This is a genomic window from Sphingobacterium sp. GW821-FHT03E03, from assembly GCF_059420745.1.
The window spans coordinates 1-18,657 of sequence record NZ_JBWKUH010000026.1 but is presented as its reverse complement, the minus strand read 5'-3'; the positions used below and the strand labels follow the sequence as shown (position 1 = coordinate 18,657).

General features: G+C 38.2%; 14 protein-coding genes. 8 read left to right on the top strand and 6 right to left on the bottom strand.

Going from position 1 to position 18,657, the window contains the following annotated elements; genetic code table 11:
• The first annotated feature begins 25 nt into the window (after positions 1 to 25).
• Positions 26 to 2,032 (top strand): (E)-4-hydroxy-3-methylbut-2-enyl-diphosphate synthase, encoded by a 2,007-nt coding sequence (gene ispG / locus AC07UV_RS21035; protein WP_495185186.1) that lies wholly within the window; start codon positions 26 to 28, stop codon positions 2,030 to 2,032.
• 92 nt (positions 2,033 to 2,124) lie between these two features.
• Here the strand turns inward: ispG and AC07UV_RS21030 are convergent, their stop codons facing one another.
• Positions 2,125 to 2,556: a T9SS type A sorting domain-containing protein gene (locus tag AC07UV_RS21030; protein WP_282252354.1), complete on the bottom strand. Its 432-nt coding sequence runs from the start codon at positions 2,554 to 2,556 to the stop codon at positions 2,125 to 2,127.
• Positions 2,557 to 2,815: 259 nt separating this feature from the next.
• On the opposite strand from AC07UV_RS21030, the gene AC07UV_RS21025 reads away from it, so the two are divergent.
• Both AC07UV_RS21025 and rlmF read left to right on the top strand, forming a co-directional pair.
• Complete coding sequence (locus AC07UV_RS21025) at positions 2,816 to 4,762, top strand: KUP/HAK/KT family potassium transporter (RefSeq protein ID WP_120262196.1); 1,947 nt, start codon at positions 2,816 to 2,818, stop codon at positions 4,760 to 4,762.
• 76 nt (positions 4,763 to 4,838) lie between these two features.
• Positions 4,839 to 5,750 (top strand): 23S rRNA (adenine(1618)-N(6))-methyltransferase RlmF, encoded by a 912-nt coding sequence (gene rlmF, locus AC07UV_RS21020; protein WP_495185185.1) that lies wholly within the window; start codon positions 4,839 to 4,841, stop codon positions 5,748 to 5,750.
• A 74-nt stretch (positions 5,751 to 5,824) separates the two neighbouring features.
• On the opposite strand, the gene AC07UV_RS21015 is transcribed toward rlmF, so the two are convergent.
• Together AC07UV_RS21015 and AC07UV_RS21010 are read right to left on the bottom strand one after the other, a co-directional pair.
• Positions 5,825 to 7,525, bottom strand: coding sequence for an amino acid permease (locus tag AC07UV_RS21015; protein WP_495185184.1), 1,701 nt, complete (start codon positions 7,523 to 7,525; stop codon positions 5,825 to 5,827).
• Between the two features lie 79 nt (positions 7,526 to 7,604).
• Positions 7,605 to 8,288 carry an ACP phosphodiesterase gene (locus AC07UV_RS21010; protein WP_495185183.1) on the bottom strand — a complete coding sequence of 228 codons (684 nt, stop codon included), beginning with the start codon at positions 8,286 to 8,288 and terminating at the stop codon, positions 7,605 to 7,607.
• A gap of 103 nt (positions 8,289 to 8,391) precedes the next feature.
• Here AC07UV_RS21010 and tyrS point away from each other — a divergent pair, with 103 nt between their 5' ends.
• Positions 8,392 to 9,672: a tyrosine--tRNA ligase gene (gene tyrS, locus AC07UV_RS21005; protein WP_495185182.1), complete on the top strand. Its 1,281-nt coding sequence runs from the start codon at positions 8,392 to 8,394 to the stop codon at positions 9,670 to 9,672.
• A 139-nt stretch (positions 9,673 to 9,811) separates the two neighbouring features.
• Here tyrS and AC07UV_RS21000 read toward each other — a convergent pair whose 3' ends face one another.
• A complete protein-coding gene (locus tag AC07UV_RS21000; protein WP_282252343.1) occupies positions 9,812 to 10,321 on the bottom strand; it encodes a GNAT family N-acetyltransferase in 510 nt (169 codons plus the stop codon).
• 273 nt (positions 10,322 to 10,594) lie between these two features.
• Here AC07UV_RS21000 and AC07UV_RS20995 point away from each other — a divergent pair, with 273 nt between their 5' ends.
• Both AC07UV_RS20995 and lolA1 read left to right on the top strand, forming a co-directional pair.
• Positions 10,595 to 13,330, top strand: coding sequence for an FtsK/SpoIIIE family DNA translocase (locus AC07UV_RS20995; RefSeq protein ID WP_495185181.1), 2,736 nt, complete (start codon positions 10,595 to 10,597; stop codon positions 13,328 to 13,330).
• Position 13,331: 1 nt separating this feature from the next.
• Positions 13,332 to 13,982: an outer membrane lipoprotein periplasmic chaperone LolA1 gene (lolA1, locus tag AC07UV_RS20990; protein ID WP_495185180.1), complete on the top strand. Its 651-nt coding sequence runs from the start codon at positions 13,332 to 13,334 to the stop codon at positions 13,980 to 13,982.
• A gap of 98 nt (positions 13,983 to 14,080) precedes the next feature.
• Here lolA1 and AC07UV_RS20985 read toward each other — a convergent pair whose 3' ends face one another.
• A complete protein-coding gene (locus AC07UV_RS20985; RefSeq protein ID WP_495185179.1) occupies positions 14,081 to 14,893 on the bottom strand; it encodes a lytic transglycosylase domain-containing protein in 813 nt (270 codons plus the stop codon).
• 242 nt (positions 14,894 to 15,135) lie between these two features.
• Between AC07UV_RS20985 and AC07UV_RS20980 the strand changes: the two genes are divergently transcribed.
• Complete coding sequence (locus AC07UV_RS20980) at positions 15,136 to 16,860, top strand: pseudouridine synthase (protein WP_495185178.1); 1,725 nt, start codon at positions 15,136 to 15,138, stop codon at positions 16,858 to 16,860.
• 105 nt (positions 16,861 to 16,965) lie between these two features.
• Positions 16,966 to 17,433 carry a pyrophosphohydrolase domain-containing protein gene (locus AC07UV_RS20975; protein WP_120262186.1) on the top strand — a complete coding sequence of 156 codons (468 nt, stop codon included), beginning with the start codon at positions 16,966 to 16,968 and terminating at the stop codon, positions 17,431 to 17,433.
• Positions 17,434 to 17,587: 154 nt separating this feature from the next.
• Here AC07UV_RS20975 and mnmL read toward each other — a convergent pair whose 3' ends face one another.
• Positions 17,588 to 18,529: a tRNA modification radical SAM protein MnmL/YtqA gene (gene mnmL, locus AC07UV_RS20970; protein ID WP_495185177.1), complete on the bottom strand. Its 942-nt coding sequence runs from the start codon at positions 18,527 to 18,529 to the stop codon at positions 17,588 to 17,590.
• Between the last annotated feature and the right edge of the window lie 128 nt (positions 18,530 to 18,657).

Genomic DNA, 18,657 nt, shown 5'->3' with positions numbered 1-18,657 from the left:
AAGAAAAGCTAACTTTGTGTTATATATGAACACAAGTAATATGTTGACTTTACCAGGGATCTATTGCAATTCCAAGGTAGAATATTCGAGATGGAAAACAAGGGAAATTCAGATCGGTGATATCCCTATGGGTGGAGACAACCCGATCCGCATTCAAAGTATGACTACTGTGGATACAATGGATACACTGGGCTCTGTAGAACAGACTATTCGAATGGTAGAAGCAGGTTGTGAATATGTTCGTATCACTGCGCCAAGTATAAAAGAAGCTCAGAATCTTGCAAATATAAAAAGTGAACTTCGAAAAAGAGGTTATAACGTACCCTTAGTAGCAGATATCCACTTTACACCAAATGCTGCTGAAGTTGCCGCCCGAATCGTTGAGAAAGTTCGGGTAAACCCAGGCAATTATGCCGATAAGAAGAAATTTGATCTGTTGTCATATACTGAAGCAGAATATAAATTAGAACTAGAACGTATCTACACGAAGTTTGCCCCACTGGTAAACATTTGCAAAGAGTATGGTACTGCTATGCGGATTGGCACAAACCATGGTTCTCTTTCAGATCGGATCATGAGTCATTATGGGGATACTCCTGAAGGAATGGTAGAATCCGCCATGGAATTTATCCGGATGTGCGAAGATCTTAATTTCTATAATCTATGTATTTCAATGAAATCTTCCAATCCGCAAGTAATGGTCAAGGCCTACCGCTTGCTGGTTGAAAAGATGGTTTCTGAAAACATGAACTATCCGCTACATCTTGGCGTGACAGAAGCTGGTGATGGAGAGGATGGTCGTGTGAAATCTGCAGTAGGAATAGGTACACTTCTAGAAGACGGGCTTGGAGATACTGTAAGGGTTTCTCTTACGGAAGAGCCTGAACGCGAAGCCCCAGTAGCAATAGCGTTGGTCAATAGATATAGTCAGCGAAAAACCACTCTGGCCAATCAACCGAAAGAAGAAATCATACAACTCTCACCAGATAGCCCAACTATTCCATATCAGAGCCAAGAGGTCAATACCTTCATCGGCGGTTCCCTCGTTCCCAGAATCATAACAGATATCTCGAATGAAAATCTGAAAGACGCCCAAATTCTTACAAAAGTTGGTTACCGTTATGATATCCTTTTGGATAAATATCATATGGGTGAGCAATCCGTAGATTTTGTTTATCTAGGGGATCATTTGCCTTCATTTAATATGCCTGCAAATTTAAAACAGGTATATAATTTTGAGACATGGTCCAACCTTAAAGACAAGACAAATATCCATCCACTCTATACGCTGGAAGAGTTTGTACATGTAGACTATAAGGATAGTGTGTTGAATATGGTAAAAATTCATAATACGGATTTAACGAGCTCGTTATTTGAATCATTACCGTTAGACAAGACTGTTGTATTTATATTAGAAACCGACCATACACACGGAATGGCGGATCAGCGGCAATTTTTCCGAAATCTGCAAGAAATCGGTATTGATAATCCTGTCATTATCAAAAGATCCTATCGTAAAGAGGATTTTTCAGGTCCTATGGGCGAGTTTATGAACCCTGAGGAACCTATCTCGAAAATACAGTTATATGCTTCCACAGACATGGGTGCATTGTTAATTGATGGTTTAGGTTCGGGCATATGGATTGATTCTCCGGCGACCCCGTTAGAGAACATTGCGTCTCTTTCCTTCGGAATATTGCAAGCAACCCGCTCAAGAATATCAAAAACAGAATATATCTCTTGCCCAAGCTGTGGAAGAACATTGTTTGATCTTCAGGAAACCACTCAAATGATTCGGAGTCGCACCAATCACCTCAAAGGCTTGAAAATTGGCATTATGGGTTGTATCGTGAATGGCCCCGGTGAGATGGCTGATGCAGATTATGGATATGTAGGAGCTGGTCCTGATAAGGTAACCTTATATAGAGGCCAAGAAGTCGTCAAAAAGAATGTCAGTTCAGCACAGGCATTGGACGAATTGATCAAGATCATCCAAGATGATGGGCTATGGATTGATGAAGTACAAGAATAAGCGATAATATAATAAGGAAGGGGATCAAATGATCCCCTTCCTTATTATATTGTAAATTCAATTTTTTTATCAATTGAGTCTTCTCGTCATACTTAGCGGACAGAAAATCTTTTTACCACAGTCTCAGATCCAGCAACAACACGCACAAAATAAAATCCAGTTGTCAATTTGCCACCATGTTCAAAAGAAAGATTCTGAACACCAGCGTCAAGATTTCCATTCATCAGTTGTAGAATTTCATTACCTAAAGCATCCATGACTTTAATAGACACACTAGATGACTTTGCCAATTTAAAGGAAAGATTGACTTGTTCTGCAATCGGATTATAAAATACTTTAACGTTATTGATCAGTTTCTCAGTATCCTTAATATTGTTATCTCCAAATCCCTCATTACCGTTCCAAGTAGCTTGCAAAAAAGTATGGTCATCAGGAGACTTCGCATACACTCGACCTACCCCGCTGCACAAGGTCAGTGTGGTAATAAGTGTTAAATAAGCTGCTTTAAGTAGATTTCTCCCCATAGTGTTAAATTAGACTTCAAATATTGGTTACGGTTTAATCAAATATAACGCTAACTATTTGAATTATCAACAACAAAGTTAGTATTTTGTTTAAAATTTTTTGAGGTAAAGTAGGGATCGATAGATTCTTTTAACAAATTTTAACAGCTATTGCGCATGTCAAATGAAATGCTAAAATTTGGCGCAGCAAATGTACCTGCTTAAAGTACGGACAAAAAGTCTATTTTTGCATTATATTTTGAAATAAAATAATAATTAAATGACAGATAACAGTCATCACAACAGTATCAATAAGGTGAGTGTCGCCGGATTATTGATCAGTTTAGGAATCGTGTTTGGAGATATCGGCACCTCGCCGCTATATGTTTTCAAAGCAATCATGGGACAAGGTGCCATTCAAAAAGATCTTGTTTTGGGAGGCCTCTCCTGCGTCTTTTGGACACTTACCCTGCAAACAACCATCAAATATGTCTGGATCACCTTACGTGCGGACAATAAAGGCGAAGGTGGAATTCTTTCACTTTACTCTTTGGTTCGTAAACGAGCACCATGGTTGATTTTCCCAGCAATGATAGGTGCAGCCACATTGCTAGCTGATGGGATGATTACACCCGCTATCACAATATCCTCTGCGATAGAAGGTTTGGATATCAAATTTCCAGGTCTTCCAACGGTACCAATTGTTGTAACGATTATTTCTTTACTTTTTATTATTCAACGATTTGGCACTTCTGTTGTCGGAAAAGTATTCGGCCCGTTAATGACAATATGGTTCACGATTATTGGAGTTCTTGGTCTGTCCCATATCCATTTGGCCCCAGAAGTAATGAAAGCAATTAATCCGTATTATGCCTTTCATATCTTAATAACCTACCCACACTCTCTACTCTTGATCGGTGCTGTATTCCTTTGTACAACAGGTGCTGAAGCCCTATATTCAGATATGGGACATTGTGGTAAGGCAAATATTCGCATTAGCTGGATTTATGTTAAGATCACACTGATATTAAACTATTTTGGTCAAGGAGCCTGGTTATTAACACAGGAAGGTCGTGTCTTAGGCGGAGCAAATCCGTTTTACTCCATTATGCCAGATTGGTTTATCGGTTATGGTATTGCTATCGCAACTATTGCAGCCGTGATCGCCAGTCAGGCCATGATCTCGGGATCCTACACCTTAATTTCAGAAGCTGTACGTTTAAACATCTGGCCCAAAGTTGCTATCCGCTATCCTAGTGAGCATAAAGGTCAATTATATGTCCCGTCAATCAACCTTATTCTTTGGATCGGTTGTATGATCGTTATCTGGGTTTTCGAAGAATCAAGCAAAATGGATGCGGCCTATGGTCTTGCCATCAACCTAACAGTACTGATGACAACCGTTTTAATGGGTTATTTCCTAGCCATGAAAAAAGTCAACCGCGTACTCATTGGGATTTTCCTAGTAGCGTATTTTGTGATAGAATTGACATTCCTGATCGGTAATGGTGTAAAAATTGCCCATGGCGGTTGGTTGACACTTTTATTAGCGATTGCCTTGTTTGGTACAATGTACTGCTGGTATACCGCGCGCAAGATTAAAAATCGTTTTGTTAACTTTATCAATATCAATAAATATTATCCGATTATATCGGAATTGAGCGAAGACAAGTCCGTTCCACCCTTTGCGTCACATTTGGTATACCTGACCAGTGCAAATTTCAAATCTGAAATTGAAGCCAAAATTATTTACTCCATCATTAATAAAAAACCTAAACGCGCTGACGTTTACTGGCTGGTACACGTAGATGTTATGGATCATCCCCACACCAGGGAATATTCCATTGATCAACTGATCCCTGGAAAACTTATACGGATTGACTTCAAATTGGGTTTTAGAGAAGAACAGCGTATTAGCCTACTCTTCAGAAAAGTAGTTGAAGAAATGGTAAAAAAAGGTGAAATTGACATCACAAGTCAATACGACACACTCCGTAAACATAATATTCCAGGAGATTTCAAATTTGTTGTACTGGAAAAGGTATTATCCAAAACCAACCAGATGTCATGGATCGAAAAAGTGATTATGGACATTTATGGATACCTGAAAAAAATGAGTTTATCCGAAGAAAAGGGATTTGGTCTAGATTCCAGTTTCGTCACGATTGAACGAGTTCCACTGAATTTCCCCCAGACATCGGAGGTTCATCTCATACGAAAAGATTAAGTCTTAAAAGGTGGTGCAGAAGCATCACCTTTTTTATTCAATAGAATTGCATTACTTTTGTTGCAAATATTATATCATGGCAGACGCTAATCCAACAAAGAAATTACACCCTCGAAATAGACATCTCGATAATTACAATTTTGACGAACTTAGCAAAATCGAACCTTCCTTAAAAGATTTTGTTACAGTAAATGCTTATAAGCTCAAAACAATTGATTTTAACAACCCCGATGCTGTTAAGGTTTTAAATCAAGCACTTCTAAAAAAATACTACCACATCCAACATTGGGATATCCCAAAGGAAAATCTATGCCCTCCTATTCCAGGTAGAGCAGATTACATCCATTATGTTGCGGATGTTCTTGCCAGAGATAATAACGGTGAAATTCCAAAAGGAGGAAAGGTACGGGTGCTAGATATTGGTGTGGGAGCCAGTTGTATCTATCCCATTATTGGTCACCAAGAATATGGATGGAGTTTTGTTGGTTCAGAAATCATAAAAAAAGCATATAAAAACGCGATTGAAATTACACGTACAAATGTGAGCTTAAAAAAGAACATCCAAATACGATTACAGAACAATCCAAAAGCGATTTTCAAAGATATCATCCTCCCAGATGAAAAATTTGACATGATCATCTGCAATCCACCTTTCTTTAGTTCGCAGACAGAAGCATTACAACAATCCGTACGTAAAGCTACAGGTATAAAAAATGCTAAAATAGATGAGAATACCGTTGTCCAAACGTTCTCAGGACAAGGAAGTGAACTTTGGTGTGATGGCGGCGAGAAAGCCTTTTTGACACGCATGATATTTGAGAGCCAATTCTACAAAGATCAGGTTAAATGGTTCTCCTCATTGGTTGCCCATCGTGAAGACGTCCGTTTTCTACAGCATAAGTTAAAGAAAATCAATGTAAAAGAGTCCGAAGTTATCCGCATGGAACAAGGTAACAAAGTAAGCCGAATCCTTTTGTGGAGATTTTAATCGGTAAAAATTTTTAAAAGGAAAAGGAGCTATTGCAAAACAACAGCTCCTTTTCCTTTTAAAAATAGGGGACGCTATCCCTCAATAGATACTGATTTATTGAGCTTAGAATGTTTATAGCCATACATAAAATACACAACTAAACCAATGACCAACCAAATCACAAAAATAATCCAGTTACTTGCACCAAGCTCGGTCATCAAATAAAGATTAATCAATATCCCGATAACAGGTAAAAGCGAAAAATTCATTTTAAAACTATAAATACCCAGACCCAACCATGTTAGCCAAAAAATGATCACTAACATTTTATGTTCTACTATTTCCAAAATGGAAAGCTTCTTCCATTCGTCCAATGTATCTTTTCCATAGATTCCTATCAAGACAGTCGCGATGATGAGTCCTGCTCCAACAACGTATTTACCATTGATGTAGGGAACCTTAAATTTGGATTTGGCCGATAATCCCGAATAATCCATATACAGTACACCTGCACAGACTAAAATAAAAGCGAAAAACGTACCCACACTCGTCAAATCAACAAAGAAGTCCATCTTGAAAAATAAAGAAGGAATCGCTACGACAAGACCTGTTACAATTGTCGCAAAGGAAGGTGTTTTATATTTCGGGTGAATAGTCGCAAATTTCTTCCATAATAACCCGTCCCTACTCATTGTCATCCAAATCCTTGGTTGAGCCAATTGATAGACCAGAAGGGCACTGGTAATCGCAATAACAGATGTTACTGATATAACCCCAGCCATATGGTCAAATCCAACATACTTAAACACAAAAGCCAAAGGATCCTTTACATTAAGTTCAGTATAATTTACCATCCCTGTCAACACCAAAGTAATAGCCACATAGAGTACTGTGCAAATCAATAAACAATAAATCATTGCTTTAGGTAGATCGCGTTGTGGGTTTTTACATTCCTCGGCAGTTGTTGAGATCGAATCAAATCCGATAAAAGCAAAGAATACGGCCGCCACACTTCCAAGTACCCCCTGTAGGCCATTTGGTGCAAAAGGAGTCCAATTTTCGGGCTTCACGTAAAAGATTCCACCAAAAATTACCGCCAAGATTATCCCGACCTTGATCATAACCATAATCATGCTTGCTTTTTGGGATTCCTTAATACCTATATAAACGAGCCAAGTAACTAAAAAGGTAATTACACCTGCTGGTAAGTCAAATATAATGGGCATTCCTCCGATCCGTGGCGCACTGTTAAATGCAGCAAGTCCATGCTGATCAATAGCCGTAAGACTTGACATCCCATGCTGATTCATTTTATCCACAGCATCATATGCATACCCTGGTGCCATCGAAAGCCAAGCAGGCATGTGCAGCCCAAACCCTTCCAGCATAGAAACAAAATATTGCGACCAGGAAATAGCTATTACCGTATTTGAAACCGCATATTCTAATACCAACGCCCAGCCAATAATCCAAGCAAACAGCTCACCAAAAGCCACATAGGCATACGTATAAGCTGATCCCGAGACAGGTACGGTACTGGCAAACTGTGCATATGCAAGTGCTGTAAACACGCACGCAAAAGCAGTAAAAATAAATAGAAGAGAAACGGCTGGCCCACCTTCATAACTCGCTAATCCGATGGTGCTAAAGATTCCAGCGCCCACAATAGCGGCTATACCCAATGAAACCAGATCGGTTACCCCCAAAACCTTCGCGAGGCCAGTTCCACCCTCCTTTTGGGTATCCAGTAGGATCTGATCAACACTTTTCTTCCGAAAAAGTCTATGTGACATGTAATATTAGTTTTATACGTAAAATTATGCGAAAATAAATATTTTCAAGGTCTTATACTATTGGTATTTTTTGGATAGACTATTTAAAGTCGACCAACTCATAATGAATATATTGATAAATCTCTTGATAGTCCGCCATATGATGCTGTAAATAAGAAATCAATTGTTCCGTCAATAACTCACGCTGATGCTCCTGAACTTCAAATTGCCATAAGCGCTTACAGATATTGAAAAGCGCACCCGCAATTTTTTCAATATGCGCATAATCATAGATATATTTCCAGTCAATAAATTGATGGTAAAATTTATCAAACTTAGGAATATCACTTAATTGGTTTATTTTCAAAAATTTCCGCACAGCATCTTCGTTCACCTGCGACATTGCCGCATAGAACTTATCTATAGACACCGCTTTTTGCTGTGTCAGGATATGATCCAGTAACAACTCTAAAGCAATATGTGCCATAAAGGAAGGGCGAATAGGCAGTTCCTGTAGACTTGACTGTATCTGTAACTTTAGTTGATGTGTGTGATGAAAAAAATAAGTTGAATTATGAAAGAGACGATCAACCTCTATATGACGGTTCCAACCGATATAAAGTTGTTCCAACAATGGGTTATCCAGCAATTCATCTTCATATTGCCTGGGTTTGAGCACAAAAGTTTTATCGGCATTTTTTAACAGATCAGGTAACAACCCGCCAACAATTCGCTCGGGATTGGTCGCAAACCGCTCAAAATAAAAATGTGATAAAAAATTCATATTAGCTTATTAGCGTGTGCTTTTATATGGAATTATTCGCTCAATATACGCTTAATCTCCTATCTTTGCATCTTGTAAATTAAAAAATTAAATCCATTTAACAATGAGCTTTGTAGAAGAATTACGTTGGAGAGGCATGCTGCAAGATATTATGCCTGGAACTGAAGACTTACTGAATAAAGAAAAAGTCGCTGGCTATATCGGCTTTGATCCCACAGGAGACTCTCTACACGTAGGACACTTAACTCAAATCATGACCTTAATCCATTTCCAAAATGCGGGGCATAAACCAGTAGCATTGGTGGGTGGCGCAACAGGAATGATTGGAGACCCTTCTTTCAAATCTGCAGAGCGTAACTTACTTGACGAAGCAACCTTACAACATAATGTTGCTTGTCTAAAAAAACAGTTAGGCAAATTTCTTGAATTTGGAGAAGGCGAAAATGATGCCCAGATGGTTAATAATTACGATTGGTTCAAAGATTTCAGTTTTTTGGACTTTATCCGTGATATCGGTAAAATGATTACCGTCAACTATATGATGGCAAAGGATTCTGTAAAAAAACGTTTAGAAGGAGACAATGGTCTATCATTTACAGAATTCACCTATCAATTGATTCAAGGTTACGATTTCTATTATCTGTGGAAACACCACAATTGTAAAATACAAATGGGTGGATCTGATCAATGGGGTAATATTGTCACAGGAAGTGAAATGATTCGTCGTCAAGATCAGGGAACAGCTTATGCCATTACGACACAATTGATTAAAAAAGCAGACGGCCAAAAATTCGGAAAGACAGAATCTGGGGCAGTCTGGTTAGATCCAAAGAAAACTTCGCCCTATAAATATTATCAATTTTGGTTAAACACCTCAGATGACGATGCCAAAAGCTGGATTAAGATCTTTACACTTAAGCCGCAGGCAGAAATCGAGGCGATCATCGCCGAGCACGATGCCGCACCACATTTGCGCATTGTCCAAAAAGCATTAGCAAAAGATATCACGATTCGCACGCATTCTGAAGAAGCTTATGAGACTGCTATTAAAACCTCTGAGTTTCTTTTTGGCAACGGCTCATTGGAATTTCTAAACGATTTAGATCACGAAGCTGTCCTTGAAGTATTTGAAGGTATTCCACAATTTCAGGTAGCAAGAGAAGATCTAGAAGCAGGAATCAATATCCTCGATCTGTTGGCTGTCAATACGCAAGTTTTCCCGTCAAAAGGCGAAGCCCGTAAAATGCTCCAAGGTGGTGGTGTGTCTATCAACCGTGAAAAAGTAACAGATATTGAACAAGTGATCACCGAAAGCAATTTGGTGAACAATAAATATATTATTGCACAGAGAGGTAAGAAAAATTACTATTTGATTATTGCATAAAACTACGTTTTACGAAATAAAAAACCCCTTTTTACAGCGTAAAAAGGGGTTTTTTATTTTTTATAGCTAGTCATTAAAGTCGGTCACAAAACCAATCTTATTTTAACTCATGTTCGCTCGATCCTGGTGCTATAGTCACTTATTTCAATAGTTTTTCAAAAGCCCGACGAGCAGCACCTCGAAAATGTACTTCTCCACAATATTGATACCCTAACTTATCAAATACGTGCAACATCCCCCCATTATCAAAATTCGTATCCACTTTGATACTATATATTCCATTATTTACCGCTATTTCCTCCACCCCTTGCATGATGGCTGTACCAACGCCTTTTACATGTGGATCCTGAGCTGAAGCCAAGCGATGAATACCTACATATTCCCCATCACTAAGCCATTTGCCATCAATATCATTATAAGCAGGTTCAATATCGAAAATAATAGCGACGTAACCGATGATTTTACCATCAACTTCCACAACATGCCCATACCCTTTGTCTATATCTGACTGTACCACATCTTCATTTGGATAACCATCTTGCCATTGCCTGCTGCCCTGCTCCTTTCGTAATGCGATTGCCTGTTGTATAATTTCCCAAATCCTTCCTTTATCCGCCTGTTCTGCTTTTCGTATCTGAAACTTATTCATAATGCCTTAATTTGATCAGTAAAACTACATAATTTACTTTAACTGTAAAAGACAGACAAAACCACCATATTCTTTTCCGCTTAGGTCAATCTTTACAACAAATCTATTCTCAGGGCATAGTATTTGCTAGTTATAATTGCTATTATTCATTTAATAGCCTATCTGAAATTATTCGTTTATGAAAAAATTACAAACTTAAAATAATTTGTTCATGATCTTCAAAATACTATCAAAATAACTAAGTTTGTAAGCAGTATAATTGTGAGCTTTTCAATGTCAAATAAAGGAAATACATTTAGGCAGGCAGGAAATTCAGTTTCTGGCAAGCGTGCCCCGTCAAAAGAATCGGCAACATTTAAAAAAGAAAAAAGTCAAACAACCAGCGTCCCTAGGGATTACTCAGATGCGCAACAGAAGACTGTCAAAATTCTAGGGATTTTGTTGATTGTACTTTCGTTGGCTTTTGCCACTGCTTTTGTCTCTTATCTTTTTACATGGGAAGATGACCAAAGTTATATCGCCAAAACAAATGGCGGTTGGGGAACCCTTTTTAGTTCTTCCGAAGAAATTCACGATGAGGCTGTCGAATTACCTGTCGTTGACAATAAATTAGGGAAATTCGGCGCATTACTTGCCAATCAATTTATGTATGAATGGTTTGGCGTTGCCTCTTTCCTTTTTATTCCGGTATTATTCATTTTGGGCTATCGTCTATTATTCAAAAAATCCTTGCTTCCATTATACCGTACTGTTGTTTACTCATTTGTAGCAATTGTCTTTATTTCTGTAACATTGGGGTTCTTACATGGATTTATGGCAGATACACCGCATATGCTGGAAGGCAAATTTGGTTTTTGGACCAATAAGCTGCTGGAAGCACAGGTTGGTATTGTGGGTGTGGGGTGTATTTTAGCATTTGCGTACCTGACAACATTGATACTACTATACAACTTAGATTTCAAATTTGTATTGTTCAGCAATCGAAATCCCAAATCTTTATCCGAGGAGCTTGAAGATGAAGACAGCGAAGATTCCTATACTGGGAATAACCTAAGAACCAAAGTTCATGTCGAGGATGATTCTATACAATCTGTTAGAGAATCTTTCCAACGACCAACTTCAATAAATGAAAGATTTCAATCCAGTCGGGAGAAAGATGCGCAAGAAGAGCTTGAGCGCCCTGCATTTACACATCACCCCATACCAGAGATACAAATAGATCCGAAGGACAAGGTTGTACTCACCTTTGATGGGAGCCCTTTGGAACGTACGGAGAGTACGCCTTCCATTAGCTTCACCATTGATCAACCAGATGAAGATACGGAAGAACTAAATAGCCCCAGTATTCAGGAAAACTATAGTCCCGCTATAACAATTATCCCGCAACCCGAGCCAGAGCTCCCTGTTGAAGTTGCCATAGTACCGGGTTTGGTTGTCGAGGATATTAAAGAAGAAAAAGAAATTACAGCGAGCGATCTAGTTGCCCAATTTGGTCAATATGACCCTAAATTGGACTTATCGGGCTATCAACACCCTACGCTCGACCTATTGCGAGATTATGGATCTGGTAAAATTACCATCAATCAGCATGAACTTGAAGCAAACAAAAACAAAATTGTTGATACACTTAGAAACTATAGCATTGAGATTGAAAGTATAAAAGCCACAATTGGCCCTACAGTTACCCTATACGAGATTATACCTAAACCCGGCGTACGGATATCAAAAATCAAAAATCTGGAAGACGACATTGCCTTAAGCCTTGCTGCGCTTGGAATTCGGATTATAGCACCAATGCCGGGTAAAGGAACCATCGGTATTGAAGTACCGAATTCGAGTCCCGAAATGGTATCCATGCGATCTGTTTTGGCTACTGAAAAGTTCCAAAAAACAGATATGGATCTGCCAATCGCATTGGGAAAAACAATTTCTAATGAGGTCTATATTGCCGATTTAGCAAAGATGCCCCACCTTCTGGTTGCAGGTGCCACAGGTCAGGGTAAATCCGTTGGTATCAATGCGATTTTGACGTCTTTATTGTATAAAAAGCATCCTGCTGAACTCAAATTTGTGCTTGTCGATCCAAAAAAAGTTGAACTTTCCCTATTCAAAAAAGTTGAACGTCATTTCTTGGCCAAATTACCCGATGAGGAGGAAGCGATCATTACCGATACAAAAAAGGTTATCAATACCTTAAACTCACTTTGTATAGAGATGGATCAGCGTTATGACCTGTTAAAAAATGCACAGGTTCGTAATTTAAAGGAATATAATGCAAAATTTATCAATCGCAGATTAAACCCTGAGGAGGGTCACCGATTCTTACCATATATCGTTCTTATTGTTGATGAGTTTGCCGATTTGATGATGACTGCCGGAAAAGAAGTAGAAACCCCTATTGCACGACTGGCCCAATTGGCCCGTGCCGTAGGAATTCACTTGGTTATTGCAACCCAACGTCCTTCAGTCAATATCATTACAGGTACAATCAAAGCCAACTTTCCAGCACGTCTTGCTTTCCGGGTGTTATCAAAAGTAGATTCGCGAACTATCTTAGATACCGGCGGAGCAGATCAGTTAATTGGTCGCGGGGATATGCTTCTGGCTACTGGAAGTGATTTGATACGTATTCAGTGTGCATTTGTCGATACACCAGAAGTTGAACAGATCTCCGATTATATCGGAGCACAACGTGGTTATCCATCGGCATTTATGCTCCCAGAATATGTAGATGAAAACGGAGAGGGTTCAGGTAGTGTAGATTTTGATCCAAAAGATCGCGATCAATTGTTTGAAGACGCTGCTCGTTTGATTGTCATGCATCAACAAGGTTCTACATCTTTAATCCAACGTAAATTGAAACTGGGTTATAATAGAGCTGGACGAATCATCGATCAATTGGAAGCCGCCGGAATTGTAGGCCCATTTGAAGGAAGTAAAGCACGTGAAGTTCTTTATCCAGATGAATATTCGTTAGAACAGTATTTGGAGACATTAAGAAACAATTAACATGAAAAAACAACTATGGTTAGTGCTAAGCCTGTTGCTTCTCACAATGAGTCAACACAGCTATGCGCAAAATGATGCCGCAAAAGCATTACTTAACAAAGTAAGTCAAAAGTATAACGGATATAAGACTATACAAGCCGGTTTTACCTTAGACATAAAACAAGCAAATGGAAGTTCACATTCAGATGCGGGCACCTTGTATCTTGACAAGGCAAATAATAAATACCATGTCAATACCAAAAATCAAATTCTAATTTCAGATTCCAAAACACAATGGAATATTATGAAATCAGAAAAAGAAGTCGAGATATCCGAGGCGAGTAACTCAACGAATGAGATCAACCCGACAAATATCTTTTCATTCTATACCTCAGGCTTTAAATATGCGTTAGCAGGTACGGAAAAAGTAAAAGGAATAAGTTTGAGTGTTGTGGAATTAACACCAATTGATAGCAAAAAGAACTATTCCAAAATTAAGTTGCGGATCAATAAAGCGAATAATTTGATCTACGATACGACTATTTTTGATAAGAGTGGTAATCGCTACACATATACCTTGAGTTCACAAGAAGGAAACAAGTCCATTGCATCCAGCTTTTTTACCTTTAATAAAAGCAACTACAGCGGATTTGACATTGTCGACCTAAGATAAGATCTACCGTTCGGATAGATCGACTCTCCGGCCAAATAAGACTAACAAAAAAAGGATTTCCCAATGGGAAATCCTTTTTTATTTTGTTTGTTCTTTATCTAGAGCATATTAGGTTCTCTATCCAGCGTCTCAGTCTCTTTGTCCGCATAACGCGAATAACCGTGTTTCTGCGGATGTTCGATAATCTCCTTCATTGAAACCAATTTATACACGTAAGATCCAGTCTCATTGTTCAGCTTCAAAGCAAAATAATCATCCTTCTTCTGTCTTCTTATTGAACCTTTTAAACTACCATCACCAACATTGTATGCCGCGGCCACTAAAGTCCAATTACCAAACTGAGCATAAAGGTATTTTAAATAGCGTGCTGCTGCATGAGTGGATTTCACTAGATCTTTTCGATCATCTACTGCGCCATTGACCCTTAAGCCATACAAACGAGCTGTTGCTGGCATAAATTGCCAATAACCACCCGCCCCTTTTGTCGAAACGACAGCCTTACTCAGGCCACTTTCAACCAGTGGGATGTACTTAAAATCTTCGGGAATACCATGTGATTTCAGGATCTTGGCGATCATAGGCAAATAGGTCTCTGCCTTTTTATGCATATCATACGATCCTGTTTTTTTAAATGAAAATCTACTGAAGAACTTGCGCAATTTGCTTTCCACTAATGGACGATCCATTGGTAATGAATCTTCAGCAAATGTCAATGAACTCAGGTAAGATTCAAAAGAATTGCTTTTTTCTTTTTTCTCTTCGTCGCCTCCATGATGAGTTGGAATTTCGACTAACTTCGCTGCTGCGATCTTATCGCTGCCAGAAGTGTTGTTGTGTGGGGTTGAGTATAATTTTGAAAGCAATAAAGCAAACAAAATCAAACTACTACATAATACTTTTTTTCTTATCATTCACTCCCTTAATGCTATCCTATCCACGAGTCAAATCGATCAAAAAATAGCTTGGTTCAAATTCGAGGGGACAAAGATAAACAGTATTTATTTAAAAAACAAATAGTTACGTTACAGCTATTTTAAAGGGTATTTTTTCACGTTCAAATTGTCCAAATGCAAGAAAAGACAAAAAGATAAGGATTTTTTCGCAAAACCCAAAATTATACCTAACTTTGCAGTTCACATTTTAGCAAAACACAATGCCATTCAGCAATAAAAGGAACAGTCGTGATGACAACTCCAGAAAGTCACGGGGCAACTCAGATAGCTTCAAATCTAGAGGCGACAAGAATAATAGTTTCGGTAAAAAATCGTCCTTTGGTTCAAAGGATCAATCTGAAAGAGGTTCTTTCAGAAAAGATGACAACCGCGAGAATAGATCATTTGGATCTAATAAATACGCAGACAAACCATCCTTTAGAGGAGAAAACAACTCCTTCCGTTCAAAAGACAATTCAGAAAAGCCTTTCAACAGAGGTGGCCGTTCATTTGATAAAAATGATTCTTCTAGATCTTTTGACAAAAGAGATTCATTCAACAAATTTGATAAATCTGAGCGTTCTTTTGATAAAAAAGATAATTTCAAACGTTCTGACAGAAACGACTCTTCTCGATCTTTCGACAAAAGAGAAGGTTCATTCGATAAAAGAGATAGCTTCAAGCGTTCCGATAGAAACGACTCTTCTCGATCTTTCGACAAAAGAGAAGGTTCATTTGATAAAAGAGATAGCTTCAAGCGTTCCGATAGAAATGATTCTTCGAGATCTTTCGACAGAAAAGAAGGTTCATTTGATAAAAGAGATAGTTTCAAACGCTCTGACAGAAATGATTCATCAAGATCTTTCGACAGAAAAGAAGGTTCATTTGATAAAAGAGATAGTTTCAAACGCTCCGACAGAAATGATTCATCAAGATCTTTCGACAGAAAAGAAGGTTCATTTGATAAAAGAGATAGTTTCAAACGCTCCGACAGAAATGATTCATCAAGATCTTTTGACAGAAAAGAAGGCTCTTTTGAGAAAAGAGACTCATTCAAGCGTTTCGATAAGGATGACCGTTCATCAAACAATCGCAGCAGAAGCTTTGATAAACCATCTAACAGAAAATTCGATGGGGATAGAAGCAGAAACTTTGATGAAAACAAGAGTTTTGACGATAAACAATACATCAAACGTCCTAAGAAGAAAACCGAAACGTCAGCAGAAGATGATGGCTTAATACGTTTAAACCGTTATATTGCCAATGCAGGTATTTGCTCAAGACGTAAAGCAGACGAATTAATCGCTGCAGGTGTCATATGGGTAAATGGTGAGGCTGTTACTGAATTAGGTACCAAAGTTGATCCAGCTACCGACGAAATCCGTTACAACAACGAGCGTTTAAAGCGTGAGAAAATGGTTTATGTTTTACTCAATAAACCAAAAGACTACATCACAACGACTGATGATCCTCAGGAACGTCATACTGTAATGGAACTTGTCTCCAAAGCAACCAAAGAACGCATCTATCCAGTTGGTCGTCTTGACAGAAATACAACCGGATTACTTTTGATGACAAACGATGGCAATCTTGCGGAAAAACTTTCCCACCCACGTAATAGCATCAGCAAAATATACAATGTTGAACTTAATAAAAGTCTTACTCAAGGAGATTTCAACAAGATAAATTTTGGTATTGAATTAGAAGATGGCGTAATCAAACCAGATGATTTAAGCTATGTACAAGGAGGTTCTAAAAGAGAGATAGGGATTCAGATCCACTCTGGTAAAAATCGTATCGTACGTCGTATTTTCGAATCTCTTGGTTATGACGTTGTCAAGTTAGATCGTGTCGTATATGCTAACTTGACGAAAAAGGATTTACCACGCGGACGTTGGAGATATTTAGAAGAGAGAGAAATTGTTCAATTGAAACATTTGATCTAATCAAATTTCATTTGAGAAATAAAATAAAGGGCGGTCATTCAGTTAACCGTCCTTTATTTTTTATATTTGCTCCTGAGATAAGAAGAGTATAAAAAATAAAAGAATATGACTGATCCAAAAACACTTTCATCCGTAGCGGAATTCCATAAAACATTCCAACATCCGATCCTGGATACACCAACAATTCCTTCTGAACAAAGATGTGCACTACGGGTTTCGTTGATAGCTGAGGAATTAAAAGAACTAGAAGAAGCTATCCAAGATAAAGATCTTGTGGAAATTGCAGATGCCTTATGTGACATTCAATACGTCCTCGCTGGAGCGGTTCTTGAATTTGGTTTAAAAGATAAATTTTCAGCACTTTTTGATGAAGTGCAACGTTCAAATATGAGTAAGGCCTGCAATGACGAAGCTGAGGCAATCGCTACTCAAGAGCATTACAAACTTAAAGGAGTAGAATCTTACTATAAAGAAGTTGATGGAAAATTTCTGGTTTTTAGAACGGCTGACAATAAAACACTAAAGTCTATCAATTATTCTCCAGCAGATCTGAAATCCATTGTCGAAGGATAATTTGACTTACAGTACAACATAAAATAAATACGGCTTCTAAAAGGAAGCCGTATTTATTTATGAAGCCGTATTTATTTATACTATATCAATTCTATTAGTCTTATAGAATTGTAGAAATGAACAATCTTTTTCAATCTGAAGTCTATTCATAAAGTTAACAGAGACTACCCTGCAGGACTTTCCGAGCTTCCAGACCTTTGTCAATATAGGTTTGAATCCCCGACTTGGGCAATCCCCAATTTGGCGCTATCAATAGCTCTTTGTCTGCGATACCAAAAATACGTTGGATAATCAAATCAGAACGCAAACGTGGAATAAATTTTGAAAGGAAGTCCGTATAACCTTCTATAGAGAACAATTCAAAAGGTTCACGCTTATATTTTACGCCCATAATTGAACCTTCCACAATATGTAAATGGTGCAATTTAACGAACCTAATTTGTGGAAACCGATTAATCTCATCAGCGTATTTTAACATCATCTCCTCCGTCTCCCATGGAAATCCGAAAATAGTATGCACACAAAGCTCTAAAGGTGTATTCTTTAACATATCCATAGCCTTTATGAATTCATCGTGCGAGCAACCTCTATTGATCTTTTCCAAGGTATCATTATAAATCGATTCCATTCCCATTTCCAAATCTACATCATAACGATCGGTATAAGATTCCAACAAAGCAATTTTTTCAAAGTCCAAACAATCTGGACGTGTGCCCACAGAAAGACCTAATGTATTGTCGGGATCTATGCTTAACGCTTCGTCGTACATCATTTTCAGTAAATGTGTTGGTGCGTACGTATTGGTATTGGGTTGGAAATAAATAATAAATTTTTCTGCGCCATAGCTGTTACGAGCACGTTCAATTCCTGACTCCACCTGCTCACGTATAGAAGGAATTTTTCGCGCAGTATCGGGCGTAAAAGAATCTACATTACAGTAAGTGCACCCACCATAGCCCTTGCTACCATCTCTATTGGGACAAGTGAAATTGCCATCGACAATCACTTTAAATACTTTCTGTCCGTTATATTTTTGCTTTAAATAAGCGCCGTAATGATTATACGGCTTAATTCCGTTATCCAATAATGTACCCATTGCGCCGCAAAGTTACTCAATAAAAACCATAAATAGATTACTACTCAGGAACAAAGCACTATAACATCGTCCATTCTTCTGTCATTTTCGTTTTGGCGGGGCCAGTAATCGCTGGGAAATATATAAAT